The organism is Shinella agrisoli (assembly GCF_046557955.1).
Lineage (GTDB): Bacteria > Pseudomonadota > Alphaproteobacteria > Rhizobiales > Rhizobiaceae > Shinella.
Genome location: NZ_JBJIEP010000018.1, coordinates 51,177 through 63,893, shown reverse-complemented (window position 1 = coordinate 63,893; position 12,717 = coordinate 51,177). Strand labels below are relative to the sequence as shown.

Annotated in this window: 12 protein-coding genes; 1 reads left to right on the top strand and 11 read right to left on the bottom strand. The window is 65.6% G+C overall.

All coding sequences use genetic code 11. The annotated features are described in order from the left end of the window. Positions 1-14: 14 nt before the first annotated feature. From ACIIOY_RS18910 to ACIIOY_RS18870, 9 genes are all read right to left on the bottom strand, one after another. Positions 15-446, bottom strand: a complete 432-nt coding sequence (locus ACIIOY_RS18910; protein WP_411036224.1) for a DUF2852 domain-containing protein — start codon at positions 444-446, stop codon at positions 15-17. 128 nt (positions 447-574) lie between these two features. Then, complete coding sequence (phaZ, locus tag ACIIOY_RS18905; protein ID WP_411036223.1) at positions 575-1,864, bottom strand: polyhydroxyalkanoate depolymerase; 1,290 nt, start codon at positions 1,862-1,864, stop codon at positions 575-577. Positions 1,865-2,022: 158 nt separating this feature from the next. Further along, complete coding sequence (locus ACIIOY_RS18900) at positions 2,023-2,754, bottom strand: SDR family oxidoreductase (protein ID WP_411036222.1); 732 nt, start codon at positions 2,752-2,754, stop codon at positions 2,023-2,025. A gap of 21 nt (positions 2,755-2,775) precedes the next feature. Continuing rightward, positions 2,776-3,789 carry a zinc-binding alcohol dehydrogenase family protein gene (locus ACIIOY_RS18895; protein WP_411036221.1) on the bottom strand — a complete coding sequence of 338 codons (1,014 nt, stop codon included), beginning with the start codon at positions 3,787-3,789 and terminating at the stop codon, positions 2,776-2,778. A gap of 1 nt (position 3,790) precedes the next feature. Beyond that, a complete protein-coding gene (locus ACIIOY_RS18890; protein ID WP_411036220.1) occupies positions 3,791-4,765 on the bottom strand; it encodes an ABC transporter permease in 975 nt (324 codons plus the stop codon). 26 nt (positions 4,766-4,791) lie between these two features. Continuing rightward, on the bottom strand, positions 4,792-6,345 hold the full coding sequence (locus ACIIOY_RS18885; RefSeq protein WP_411036219.1) for a sugar ABC transporter ATP-binding protein: 1,554 nt from the start codon (positions 6,343-6,345) through the stop codon (positions 4,792-4,794). 87 nt (positions 6,346-6,432) lie between these two features. Then, a complete protein-coding gene (locus ACIIOY_RS18880) occupies positions 6,433-7,419 on the bottom strand; it encodes an ABC transporter substrate-binding protein (protein WP_411036218.1) in 987 nt (328 codons plus the stop codon). 210 nt (positions 7,420-7,629) lie between these two features. Beyond that, positions 7,630-8,076 carry an RbsD/FucU family protein gene (locus ACIIOY_RS18875; protein ID WP_411036217.1) on the bottom strand — a complete coding sequence of 149 codons (447 nt, stop codon included), beginning with the start codon at positions 8,074-8,076 and terminating at the stop codon, positions 7,630-7,632. Between the two features lie 25 nt (positions 8,077-8,101). Then, positions 8,102-9,121: an aldo/keto reductase gene (locus tag ACIIOY_RS18870; RefSeq protein WP_411036216.1), complete on the bottom strand. Its 1,020-nt coding sequence runs from the start codon at positions 9,119-9,121 to the stop codon at positions 8,102-8,104. A gap of 199 nt (positions 9,122-9,320) precedes the next feature. On the opposite strand from ACIIOY_RS18870, the gene ACIIOY_RS18865 reads away from it, so the two are divergent. Then, positions 9,321-10,199 carry a GntR family transcriptional regulator gene (locus tag ACIIOY_RS18865; protein ID WP_411036215.1) on the top strand — a complete coding sequence of 293 codons (879 nt, stop codon included), beginning with the start codon at positions 9,321-9,323 and terminating at the stop codon, positions 10,197-10,199. 44 nt (positions 10,200-10,243) lie between these two features. Here the strand turns inward: ACIIOY_RS18865 and ACIIOY_RS18860 are convergent, their stop codons facing one another. Next, positions 10,244-11,044, bottom strand: coding sequence for an aldolase/citrate lyase family protein (locus ACIIOY_RS18860; RefSeq protein WP_411036214.1), 801 nt, complete (start codon positions 11,042-11,044; stop codon positions 10,244-10,246). A 66-nt stretch (positions 11,045-11,110) separates the two neighbouring features. Further along, a complete protein-coding gene (gene gabD / locus ACIIOY_RS18855; RefSeq protein ID WP_411036213.1) occupies positions 11,111-12,562 on the bottom strand; it encodes an NADP-dependent succinate-semialdehyde dehydrogenase in 1,452 nt (483 codons plus the stop codon). Positions 12,563-12,717: the final 155 nt, after the last annotated feature.

The window sequence follows — 12,717 nt, the reverse complement described above, 5'->3', positions numbered from 1 at the left end:
GGACGGGCGGCGCCTTAGGTTGCCGGGAAACCGGGGACGTCGCCCTGGCCTCTTGCGCGCCGCTCGCGCATGAAGCGGTCGAATTCCTCCTGGTCCTTGGCGCGGCGCAGCTCCCGGACATAGGCGTCGAATTCCTCGCGCATCTCGTCGAGCTTGCGGCGCTCTTCCTCGAGCCGGGCGAGCTCGGCGTCGCGCCAGTCGTCGAAGGCGACATTGCCCGTGGCGTTGCGGAAAGCGTGGCCACGGCGGCCGAACTTGCCGCGGCAGGAGGCGAACATGCCGTCGACGGTCTCGTTGGCATCTTTCTTGAAGGATTTCAGGCGATCGCCGAAGATGATGTAGGCAAGCATGGCAAGGCCGAGCGGCCAGAACACCATGAAGCCGAGCACCATCAGGGCGATGGTCGCAGGCGTCCAGTCCGGACGGATCAGTGCTGACTGGTTCATGTGCAATCTTCCTCACGATCGGCGGAAACCACCTCGGCTTCCGGTGATTCCGATGTGGGCAGAGCACCGACCGCGTTCAAGGCGACACCCGGCGAATTCCGGCAAGTGCCTGAAAGAGGAACCAAAAATCAGGCAGCGCCGCCTGCTTTTCCACCCTTGATGACCCGCGGCACCGGCTTTGCTTTCTCGCCCCGGCCGTGCTCGGCGATGAAGGCGAGAATGCGCGGCGCGATCTCCCTGCGGAAGCGCGAACCGTTGAAGACGCCGTAGTGGCCGACATCCGGCTGCATGTAGTGCATGCGCATGTGGTCCGGGATGTTGGTGCAGATGGTCTGCGCCGCCTTGGTCTGGCCGACGCCGGAAATGTCGTCGTTCTCCCCCTCGACGGTGAGCAGCGCCACCTTGCGGATCGCCGTCGTGTCGACCGGCCGGCCGCGGTGCATCATCTCCCCTTTCGGCAGGGCGTGTTTCATGAAGACCGTTTCGACCGTCTGGAGATAGAACTCCGCGGTCAGGTCCATGACGGCAAGATACTCGTCGTAGAAGTCGCGATGCTTTTCGGCTGCATCGCCGTCGTTCTTCACGAGATGGGCGAAGAATTCTTTGTGGGCGATGACGTGGCGGTCGAGGTTCATCGACATGAAGCCGGACAGCTGCAGGAAGCCCGGATAGACCATGCGCATGAAGCCGGGCTGCGGCCACGGCACCGGCATGATGACGTTATCCCGGAACCATTCGATCGGCTTTTCCTCGGCGAGCTTGTTGACGGCGGTCGGGTTGATGCGCGTGTCGATCGGCCCGCCCATCAGCGTCATGGTCGAGGGCGACAGCGGATCGTCGTCGGCTTCCATGACGGCTACGGCCGCCAGCACAGGCACGGCCGGCTGGCAGACGGCGACGACATGGGTATCCGGCCCCAGCGCATGCAGCATCTGGATGACGTAGTCGATATAGTCGTCGAGATCGAAGCTGCCTTCCGACAGCGGCACCATGCGCGCGTCCATCCAGTCGGTGATGTGGACTTCCGCATGGGGCAGAAGGGCCTCCACGGTGCCGCGCAGGAGCGTCGCGTAATGGCCCGACATCGGGGCGACGACCAGGATCTTCGGATCCCGGCGGTGGCCCGCCGGAAGACAGCGCTCGAAATGGATGAGGTTGCAGAAGGGTCGCTGCCAAACGATCTTCTCATGAACGGAGACGCTCTGGCCGTCGATGGCGGTGGTGTCGAGGCCGAATTCGGGCTTGCCGTAGCGCCGGGTGGTGCGTTCGAGCACTTCGAAGCCGGCAGCCATGGTGCGGCCGAAATAGGTGTGCGCGATCGGGTTGAGCGGATTGCGGAAAGCGATGCGCATCTGGTCCGCCACGGCGCGCCAGGGCGCCATCATCGCATGGTTGAGTTCGTAGAGCTGATAGTACATCGGACGCGATACCCCTTCTGGGTGCGGGGCTCGCCGGCCTTCGCACCGCCGTCGCCCTGTTTCCGCAGTTGCGAAAAAGACTAGCATGTTTTCGCTGCGTGGCAACACGCCGCCCGGACATCCTAAGCCCGCGAACCTTTCGCGGGCATGAACGGAATTCAGCCCGTCCAGCCACCGTCGATGACATAAGCCTGGCCGGTCGTGTAGGTGGCGCCGGCCAGGTGCACGGCAAGATCGGCGATCTCTTCGGGCGTGCCGATCCGGCCCATCGGCTGGCGGGCGATGAAGGCGGCGCGGGCGGCTTCATAGTCGCCGCCGGCGCGCATGCGGTCCTGCAGCGAGGGACTTTCCACGGTGCCCGGGCAGATGGCATTGCAGCGGATGCCCTTGGCCACGTAATCGGCGGCGATCGACTTGGTGAGGCCGATGACGGCCGCCTTGGTGACGGTATAGGCGAAACGGTTCGGCACGCCCTTCACGCTGGAGGCGACCGAAGCCATGTTGACGATGGCGCCGTCCTCCCGCTCCAGCATGCCGGGCAAGACGGCGCGGATCGTGCGCACCATGGCGAGCACGTTGAGGTTCCAGGCGAAGGCGAGGTCGTCCTCCTTCATCTCCAGGATCGTTCCGGCGTGCACCACGCCTGCGCAGTTGAAGAGCACGTCTATGCGGCCGACATCGGCGACGACGGCGGAAACGGCCGCATCGTCGAGCACGTTCAGGATGCGCGTGGCGATGCCGCTCTCGTCCGCGAGGCTCGCCAGCGTTTCCGGGTTGACGTCGGTGGCGATCACCGATGCGCCCGCGCGCTGGAAGGCGAGCGCCGAGGCGCGCCCGATGCCCTGTCCCGCCGCGGTCACCAGAACGGTCCTGCCCTGAAGATTGCCCATGAGATCACTCCATTCCCGTCGTCATGCCACACGCACGATGGCCTTGATAAGTCCCGATTTTTCCGTCGCCCAGCGCGGAAGGTCAACCGGCACCCAGTCGAGAACCGTGCGGTGGCTGACAAGCGCCTCGACCGGCACCCGGCCGGCGCGGATGCTCGCCATGACATGCTCGAAATCGACGCGCGTCGCATTGCGGCTGCCGATCAGCATCATCTCCCGCTTGTGGAACTCCGGATCGGCGAAACGGATCTCGTCCTTCACCACGCTGACCAGGACCAGGGCGCCGCCATGAGCGACATGGGCGAAGGCGGACTCCATGGACCCGGCCTGTCCCGTCGCGTCGAAGACGACGTCGAAACCGTCTCCGCCGGTCGCCCGGCTGACACCGGCAGCGGCGGCTGCTCCCGCAGGGATGCCGTTCGAAAGGCTGAAGCGTTCGGAGGCGATGGCGAGGCGTTCGGAGGACATATCCATCAGCGTCACCTCATGGCCGGCGATACGCGCGAAGAGCGCGGTGCCGAGGCCGATCGGCCCGGCGCCGACGACAAGGGCGCGCGAGCGCGGCGGCGCGAGCGAACGACGAACGGCATGGGCGCCGATCGCCAGGAATTCGACGGTCGCGGCCGCTTCCAGCGAAAGGCCGTCGGCCGGATAAAGATTTTCCTCGGGAATGAGGATTTCCTCGCAGAAGGCGCCGTCGGCATGCACGCCGAGAACACGGATGCCCGTGCAGCAGTTCGGTTTTCCCTTCCGGCAGGCGATGCAGGCGCCGCAGGAAATGTAGGGGTTCACGACGACCGGCGTGCCGGCCGCAAGGGCGCTCGTTCCGGGGTCGGCGACGACGGCCGAGACCTCGTGGCCCATGACGCGGGGATATTCGAGGAACGGGTGCTTGCCCTCGAAGATATGGTAGTCGGTGCCGCAGATGCCGACATGGCTGACGGCAACGCGCACCCAGCCCTCCGCCGGCGCGGCAGGAGCCTTCCGCTCGACCGTCTCCAGGCGGCCGGGTTCCAGGCAGACGACGGCCTTCATCTCAACGGCTTCCGCGGCGGCGCAGCTGGTCGAAATAGACGATGACGATGATCAGGAGGCCCGTGATGATGCGCTGCCAGAAGGAATTGACGTTGAGCAGGTTCGCGCCGTTGTTGATGGTGGCCAGGATGAAGGCGCCGAGCAGCGGGCCGTGCACCGAGCCGACCGCGCCGAACAGGCTGGTCCCGCCGATGACCGAGGAGGCGATCGCCTGAAGCTCCCAACCTTCCGCCTGCGTGGCGTTGCCGATGCCGATGCGCGAGGCGAGCAGCAGGCCGACGAAGGCGGCGCAGGTGGCCGAGAGGATGTAGGCAAGGTAGATCGTGCGGTTGACGTTGACGCCGGAAAGGCGTGCCGCCTCCCTGTTCGATCCGACCGCGAAGAGGTAGCGGCCCCAGCGGCTGAGATGCAGGAAGACGAAGGCGGGGACCGCCACCAGCACGACCATCCAGAACAGGCTCGGCACGCCCAGGAAATCGGCGCGGGAGAAATTGGTGAAGCCTTCGTGGCTGATCGAGATCGTCGAGCCGTTGGTGATGAGCAGGCCGATGCCGCGCAGCGAGGTGAGCGTCGCGAGCGTGATGATGAAGGGCGGCAGGCCCATATGCACGATGCCGAAGCCGTGGAAGGCGCCGATGGCGACGCCGATCAGCAGCGTCAGGATGATCGCCGCCCACAGCGGCACGCCCGCCTGCAGCAGCCAGGCGACGATGACGCTGGTGAAGCCGACGATGGCACCGACGGAAAGGTCGATGCCGGCGGTGATGATGACGAAGGTCTGGCCGACCGCGAGGATCGCCGTCATCGCGCCCTGGCGCAGCAGGTTGCTGATGTTGTTCGGCGTCCAGAAGGCATTGGTCGACAGGCCGAGCGCCAGCCAGAGCGCCGCCAGCAGCCCGAACAGCGTCAGGCCGAGCAGGATGTTCCTGCCTCTCCTCGGTGCCGGTGCGCTTTCCGTCGTCGTCTCCACGCTCATGTTTGTTCTCCCTTTCGCGCGGCGGTTCAGATGCCGATGGCCTGGGTCAGGACGTCCTCGTGCGAGGCCGCCCGGTGGTCGTGGCTGGCGACGAGCCGGCCGCCGCGGAAGACATGCAGCCGGTCGGCAAGCTCGTAGACTTCCGGCAGGTAGGACGAAATGAGGATGATGCCGGCACCCTGCTTCAGGAGCTGGCCGAACAGGCGGTAGATTTCCGCCTTGGTGCCGACGTCGACGCCCACCGTCGGCTCGTCGAAGATGAAGAGCCGCGCGCCGTGGCTCAGCCACTTGGCGATGACGATCTTCTGCTGGTTGCCTCCCGACATGGCGGAGGCGAGCACCCGGCGCGACGGCGTCTTGATGCTGAGGTTGCGGATCTGCCGGTCGGCATTTTCCGCCTCGTCGCCCCTGCGGATCACCAGTCCCGAGCTCAGCCGCCTGAAGATCGGCAGGTTGATGTTGAGGCCGATCGGCAGGTTGAGGCAGAGACCCTGGTCGCGGCGGCTTTCTGGGGCGAGCGCGATGCCGAGGTCCATCGCCGTCCGCTCGCTGCGGATGTCGACCTTTCTGCCCTCCCAGAAGATCTCGCCGGCGGAAACCGGCTGGCGGCCGTAGAGGCCGAGCGCGAATTCGCTGCGGCCGGCGCCGATCAGGCCGTAAAGCCCGACGATCTCGCCGGAGCGCACCGTCAGCGAGATGTCCTCGAAGCCCGGCCCGGAAAGCCCGCGGGTCTCGACGATCACATCGCCGATCGGCACCGCCTCCTTGTGGTAGATCTGCTCGATCGAGCGGTTGATCATCAGCGCGATCAGCTCGTTCTCGTTCGTCTCGCCGATGAGGCGCGTTCCGACATGGGTCCCGTCGCGCAGGACCGAGACCCGGTCGGCCAGCTCGAAGACCTCCTCCATGCGGTGGCTGATATAGACGATCGTCACGCCCTGGTCGCGTAGCCGGCGAATGAGCCGGAAGAGCTGGGCGGACTCCTGGCGGGTAAGATAGGCCGTCGGCTCGTCGAAGATGAGGAAGCGGATGCCGCGCATGGCGGCCTTGGCCGTCGCGACAAGCTGCTGCTGGCCGATGGTGAGGCTGCCGAGCAGGGCGGCGGCGGGAAGCTGGAAACCAAGATCGTCCAGCACGGCCTGCGCCGCGCGCTCCATCGCGCCCTTGCGCATCAGGCCGTAGCGCTTCATCTCGTCGCCGAGGAACATGTTGGCCGCCACCGAAAGGTGCGGGCAGAGCACGACCTCCTGGTGCACGGCGTTGATGCCGCGGGAGATGGCCTCGTTGGGCGTGGCGAGCTGGACGGGCCTGCCGCACCAGAAGACCTCGCCGGCCGTTCGGCGGATGACGCCGGTCAGGAGTTTTATCAGGGTGGATTTGCCGGCGCCGTTCTCGCCGACGATGGCGTGGATCTCGCCGGCGAGGAAGGTGATCGACGCCGGCTTGAGGGCCTCGACGAAACCGTATTTCTTCTGCAGCCCGCGCAATTCGAGGATCGGTTCGCCGCGCGGCACCGCTTCGGATTCGGCGAGCTTCGCCTCGTCTTCATGCCGATGGCTCAGCTCTTCAAGGCTGCTCATCGCTCCTGTCCTCCCTGACTGCGCGGAAAGCGTCCCGCCCGGATCATGCGACGCGGGCGAAAGTTCGTCAAACAATCCCTCGGAACGTCAGATCTTGGGATTGAGGAGCGCGTCGATCTTCGGATCGGCCATGTTCTCCTTGGTCACGAGGTTCGCGCCGGTGTCGACGAAGGCCTCCACCTTCTCGCCCTTGGAGACGGCGAGCGCCGTCTTCACGCCGTCGTATCCCATGCGATAGGGATCCTGCACGACGAGGCCGGCGAGCACGCCCTCCTTGAGGAAGCCGACCGTCTTCTCGTCCGAGTCGAAGCCGATGACCTTGATCTTGTCGCCGAGCTTGTTTTCGGCGATCGCCTGGCCGACGCCCTGCGCCATGATGAGGTTCGAGGCGAAGACGCCGACGAGGTTCGGGTTGGCGGTGATGAGGTCGGTCATCATGTTGAGACCGGTCGTGGCCTGGCCGTCCGCATATTTGTCGGCGACGACCGTCAGGCCCGGATACTTCGTCTTGATCTGGTCGAGGAAGCCCTCGCGGCGCTGGTCGAGCGAGCCGACGCCCGGCAGGCTGGTGATGATGGCGATCTCGCCCTCTTCCTTGCCGGTCGCAGCCTTGATGGCGGCGGCAAGGCCATCAGCCGCGATGCGTCCGCCCTGGACGTTGTCGGTCGTCAGGAACGAGGTGAAGGCCTTGGAATCGGCCGCCGAGTCGATGCCGATGATCGGGACGGACTTCGCCGCCTCGTCGACCGGCTTGCCGAGCGCCTTGAACTCCGTCGGCGAGATGACGACGGCGGCCGGGCCGCCCGCCACGGCGTTTTCGAGGATGCTGATCTGGCCGTTGATGTCGGATTCCGACTGCGCGCCGAGCTCCGGCACGTTGACGCCGAGATCCTTGCCGGCCTGGCGGGCGCCCGCGAGCACGATCTGCCAGTAGAAGGACGTCGTGTCCTTGACGATGATCGGGATGGTGACGTCCTGCGCGAACGAAGCGGCAGGGGCCATGGTGGCGAGGACTGCGGCACCCGCAAGCGCCGTGAAGGCGCGGCGGGTCAGAAGCGATCTTACAATGCTCATCAGGTTTCTCCTCACTGGTGCTTCCTGTTCTCCTTGCCGGACCGGGTTGCAGGAAGTAAACAACTCGATCTTTTATCGATAAAAAACATATGTCGATGCAGGCTACATTCGCCTCTGCCGCCTGGCAAGCGGGCGGCTGCGTCACGAAGGCTGCATTTGCAAGCATTCCAGTCCATCGCCGCCGTCCTCCCAAACGGTGGCCGCCGGATACTAGACCCGGAAGACCTCATGCGGGTGAACGACACCCTTTTTCAGAATGATATTGCCATAGAGGCGGAATTCGGTGGTCGCGACGATATAGGCGGCCTTCTTCGCCATTTCGTAGAAGGCGAACCGCTCGACCGCGTGCACCGTGAAATCGCCGGCCAGGCGATGCACGAGATCCTGGAACGTCGCGCAGATGTCCGGCACCGCGGCCGGATCGCCGACCACCTCCATGCGCCAGGCCGCTTGCGGCACGAAGGTATCGAGCGGCATGTGCGCCAGCACCGCCTCGGTGATCGACACCGCATCGACGCCGTCCGCCCTTATGACCCTCGGCCCCAGGAAGCTCGCGGGAAAGTTGGCGTCCGCGATGACGATGTCGTCGCCATGGCCCATGGTTCTCAACGCGTGGAGGAGGTCGGGGCCGAGCAGCGGATGAATGCCTTTCAACATGGTTTTCCGATCTCCCTATCGCTGCCTATTGGCGGATGGCCTCGCGCCCGAGCGGTGGCGCCACCAGCGTATGCGGCTCGAAAGCCGGATAAATATCCTTGGGCAGCGCCATGCGGGCGAGCGCCATGTTTCGCCGCAGGCTCTCCGGCTTCGCCGTGCCGAGCAGCACGGAGGCGACGGCCGGATGCTCGAGGGGAAACTGCAGCGCGGGTGCGGCGAGCGGCAGGCCCCTTTCCCCCGCGATCTCCGCCATAGCGCCCACCCTGTCGGCGATCTCGGGCGTTGCCGCCATGTAGTCGAAATGCGCGCCTTCGACGGGACCGGTCGCCAGGATGCCGGAATTGAAGACGCCGCCGACCACCAGCGACGTGCCCTTCGCTTCGCATAGCGGAAGCAGGTCCTCCACGGCGGAACGGTCAAGCAGCGTGTAGCGGCCGGCAAGCAGGATGCAATCGAGATCGGCCTGCCGCATGACATCCAGGCAGACGGGCACCTCGTTCACGCCGAGCCCGAAGGCCTTGATCGTGCCCGACGACTTGAGCTCGGCGAGCGCCTTCAGGCCGGAATCGAGCAATTGCCGGAGATAGACGGCATTGCGCTCCGCCCCGTGGGTATAGACGCCGATGTCGTGCACATAGAGGATGTCGATCAGGTTCAGCCCGAGCCGGGCATAGCTCAGCTCGATGCAGCGCATGATGCCGTCATAGCTGTAGTCGTAACGGACATCGAAGGGCAGCGGATCCACGAAACCGTAGCTCGGAACCTTGTCGTCCGGCACCGGCACCATCACGCGCCCGACCTTGGTCGAAAGCACATAGCTTGCCTTCGGCTTGTCGCGGAGAAAATCGCCGACATACCGTTCCGCGCGGCCGAAACCATACCAGGGCGCGGTATCGTAGTAGCGAAGGCCTTCCTCCCAGGCCGTCTCCAGGGTCGCCATCGCAAGATCCCGCGGGCAGGACCGATAGAGCCCGCCGAGCGGGGCCGTGCCGAAACTGTATTCGGTCACGGCGAGGCCTGTCCTCCCGATCGTCCGCGTCTTCATGCATCCTCCCGGCCGGCGTTCCCGCGCCGGCGTTTTGTCTTTTATCGACAATAGACAGATTGTCGTCAATGGGTAATATGCGAAGGCAGGAGGAAACGGGAGGATGCGGGGCGGGCGCTGTGCGGGAGGCAGCCGGCCGCTGGCATTTCGCCCGCTCAGCCAGTAAGGGACGCGACAAACCCAAGAACCGGCGGCACCCATGGCCAAACAGAACACCGTCTTCAAGGACGCCTTCAATCGCTGCGTGAAGCTGCTGGAACAGACTGCGAGCCTGCCTTCCGAGCCCGAGCTCGGCGCGGCGCTCGGCGTCAGCCGCACGACCGTGCGGTCGATCCTGACCCGGCTCGAGGAAGTTGGCCTGCTGGCATGGGAGAAGCGGCGCAAGATCGTGCTGCGCAAGCCCGTCGCCTCGGATTATTTTCCGACGGAGGAGACGGACTCGCTTTCCGAGATCATCGAGCGCAGCTTCATGCGCCGGATTCTGGCGGGCGGCGCCGAGCCGGGCATGCAGATCAACGAACTCGAGCTCGCCCGCGAAATCGGTATCGGCACGACCAGCGTGCGCGAATTCCTGATCCGCTTCAGCCGCTTCGGCCTTATCGAGAAACGGCCGAACAGCCACTGGGTGCTGAAGGGCTTCACCCGCGAATTCGCCCTGGAGCTGACGGAGGTGCGCGAAATGTTCGAGCTGCGCTCGGCCGCCGCCTTCGCGCATCTGCCGGAAGATCACCCCGCCTGGCAGGAACTCGACGCGATCGAGGCCGTCCACCATGCGATCCTCGCCGACATCGAGAACCGCTACCTGGATTTCTCCGAGCTCGACGAGCGCTTTCACCTGCTCGTGCACCGCGCCTCGAGGAACCGCTTCATCATCGATTTCTACGACGTGATCGCCATCGTCTTCCACTACCATTACCAGTGGAACAAGACGAATGCGCGCCAGCGCAACGCCCGGGCGATGGAAGAACATCTCGCCTATATTACGGCGCTGCGTTCGCGCGATCCGGGCAAGATCGAGCATGCCTGCCGGCAGCATCTGAAATCCGCGCGCGAAACCCTCCTGCAGTCCATCAACTGAAGGGCGGCCCCACGCCCGGACGCCGAATGCGCCGATGCCGATGTTCAGTAACCGCCGCCGTGCCTGTTCGCCGCCGCTTCGCCGAGGAACTGGCGGCGCAGGTTCTCCACGGCCGAAACGAGGCAGTTGACGTCGGTGCCGATCGCCATGAAATCGGCGCCGAGATCGCGGTAAACCCCGGCCTGCGGCAGCGAGACCGTCATGATGCCGCGCGCCTTGCCCTTCGCCTTGGTGCGCTCGAAGATATGGGTGATCGCCGCCTGCACGTCCGGCGCGCCGGGATTTCCGAGAAAGCCCATGTCGGCGGCAAGGTCCGACGGACCGATGAAGATGCCGTCGACGCCCTCCACCGCGGCGATCTCGTCGACCGCGGCGAGGCCTGCCCGGTTTTCCACCTGCACGATAAGGCAGATCTCATCGTTGGCGGTCGTCACGTAGTCCGGCGTCCGGTTGAAGTCGCTCGCCCGGCCGAGGCCCGCGCCGACGCCGCGAATGCCGTGCGGCGGGTAGCGCACGGCGCGTACCAGCGCTTCCGCCTGCGCCGCCGATTCGACCATGGGAATGAGGAAGGTCTGGGCGCCCTGGTCGAGCAGCTGCTTCAATATCCAGGCCTCCCCCACCGGCGGGCGCACCATGGCATGGGTCGGCGAATGGCGCAGCGCGCCGATCTGCGCGCTGATCAGCGGCATGTCGTTCGGGCCGTGCTCGCCGTCGATCAGCAGCCAGTCATAGCCGCTGGTGGAGAGGATCTCCGCGGCATAGGCGCTGCCCAGCGCCGCCCATAGGCCAAGCTGGAACCGGCCTTCGCGAAGCGCGGCCTTGAAGGCGTTTTTCGGTGCTGCCACGGTTCTTTCCTCTTCAAACCAGGGAGCGGCCGGACGATGCCGGCCGGGATATGCATTGCCTGTCGCTCAGGCGATGCCGCCGAGGCAGACATATTTGATCTCGGTGAACTCCTCGATGCCGTAGCGCGAGCCCTCACGGCCGAGGCCGGAGAGTTTCACGCCGCCGAAAGGCGCTTCCGCCGTCGAGATGAGGCCCGTGTTGACCCCCACCATGCCGTATTCCAGCGCCTCGGCGACACGGAAGACGCGCGACAGGTCCTTGGCGTAGAAATAGGAGGCGAGGCCGAACTCCGTGTCGTTCGCCTGGGCGATGACGTCGTCCTCGTCCTTGAAGCGGAAGAGCGGCGCCACGGGGCCGAAGGTCTCTTCCCTTGCAACGGCCATCTCCGGCGTCACGTCGGCGATGACGGTCGCCTCGTAGAAGGTGCCGCCGAGCGCATGGCGCTTGCCGCCCTTGACGACGCGGCCGCCCTTCTTCAGCGCGTCGTTGACATGCTCTTCCACCTTTTCCAGCGCAGCCTGGTCGATCAGCGGCCCGAGCACCACGCCCTCGTCGAAGCCGTTGCCGGTCTTCAGCTTGCCGACGGCGGCGGCCAGCTTTTCGGAGAAGGCCTCGTAGACGGCGTCCTGCACGTAGAGCCTGTTGGCGCACACGCAGGTCTGGCCGTTGTTGCGGAACTTGGCGATCAGCGCGCCCTCGACGGCCGCATCGAGGTCGGCGTCGTCGAAGACGATGAACGGCGCGTTGCCGCCGAGCTCGAGGCCGAGCTTCTTGATGGTCGGGGCGCACTGCTTGTAGAGCTCGGCGCCGATTTCCGTCGAGCCGGTGAAGGTGAGCTTGTGCACGACCGGGTTGGCCGTCAGCTCCGCACCGATCTCGCGGGCGGAGCCGGTGACGACGGAGAACAAGCCGGCGGGCAGGCCGGCGCGTTCGGCAAGAACGGCGATGGCGATCGCGGAGAACGGCGTCTGCGAGGCGGGCTTCAGCACCATGGCGCAGCCGGCGGCGAAGGCGGGGCCGGCCTTGCGGGTGATCATGGCGTTCGGGAAGTTCCACGGCGTGATCGCCGCGACGACGCCGATCGGCTGCTTCATCACGAGGATGCGCTTGTCCTTCTGGTGGCCGGGCACGATGTCGCCGTAGAGGCGGCGGGCTTCTTCGGCGAACCATTCGATGAAGCTCGCGCCGTAGACGATCTCGCCGGTGGCCTCGGCCAGCGGCTTGCCCTGTTCCATGGTGAGGATGCGGCCGAGATCGTCCTTGTTCTCGATCATCAGGTCGAACCACTTGCGCAGCACGGCCGAGCGTTCCTTGGCGGTCCTTGCCGCCCAGCCCTTCTGCGCCTCGGCGGCGGCGGCGATCGCCTCCTTCGTCTCCTTCGCGCCGAGCTTCGGGACATGGCCGACGAGCTCGCCCGTCGCCGGGTTCTTGACCGCAATGCCGCTCGAATCGGCTTCGATCCAGCGGGTGCCCACCAGGGCCGCCTGGCGGAGCAGGCTCGGGTCTTTGAGGCTCATCGGAATATCTCCCATTTCGCGATGCTGTCTGACGTCGTGTCGGAAGGGTTATATTGCGTCCGCCGCCCGTTCGACAATGCGACGGGGATGCGATTTTACCGCTTCGCGGGAGACGCCGGCGGGTCTAAGCTTCGCCCGCAAACAGGACATTCGAG

Excerpts from the sequence above, each read along its gene's own strand:
- ACIIOY_RS18910 (WP_411036224.1), bottom strand. The coding sequence starts at position 446 with ATGAACCAGTCAGCACTGATCCGTCCGGACTGGACGCCTGCGACCATC.
- phaZ (WP_411036223.1), bottom strand. The coding sequence starts at position 1,864 with ATGTACTATCAGCTCTACGAACTCAACCATGCGATGATGGCGCCCTGG.
- ACIIOY_RS18900 (WP_411036222.1), bottom strand. The coding sequence starts at position 2,754 with ATGGGCAATCTTCAGGGCAGGACCGTTCTGGTGACCGCGGCGGGACAG.
- ACIIOY_RS18895 (WP_411036221.1), bottom strand. The coding sequence starts at position 3,789 with ATGAAGGCCGTCGTCTGCCTGGAACCCGGCCGCCTGGAGACGGTCGAG.
- ACIIOY_RS18890 (WP_411036220.1), bottom strand. The coding sequence starts at position 4,765 with ATGAGCGTGGAGACGACGACGGAAAGCGCACCGGCACCGAGGAGAGGC.
- ACIIOY_RS18885 (WP_411036219.1), bottom strand. The coding sequence starts at position 6,345 with ATGAGCAGCCTTGAAGAGCTGAGCCATCGGCATGAAGACGAGGCGAAG.
- ACIIOY_RS18880 (WP_411036218.1), bottom strand. The coding sequence starts at position 7,419 with ATGAGCATTGTAAGATCGCTTCTGACCCGCCGCGCCTTCACGGCGCTT.
- ACIIOY_RS18875 (WP_411036217.1), bottom strand. The coding sequence starts at position 8,076 with ATGTTGAAAGGCATTCATCCGCTGCTCGGCCCCGACCTCCTCCACGCG.
- ACIIOY_RS18870 (WP_411036216.1), bottom strand. The coding sequence starts at position 9,121 with ATGAAGACGCGGACGATCGGGAGGACAGGCCTCGCCGTGACCGAATAC.
- ACIIOY_RS18865 (WP_411036215.1), top strand. The coding sequence starts at position 9,321 with ATGGCCAAACAGAACACCGTCTTCAAGGACGCCTTCAATCGCTGCGTG.
- gabD (WP_411036213.1), bottom strand. The coding sequence starts at position 12,562 with ATGAGCCTCAAAGACCCGAGCCTGCTCCGCCAGGCGGCCCTGGTGGGC.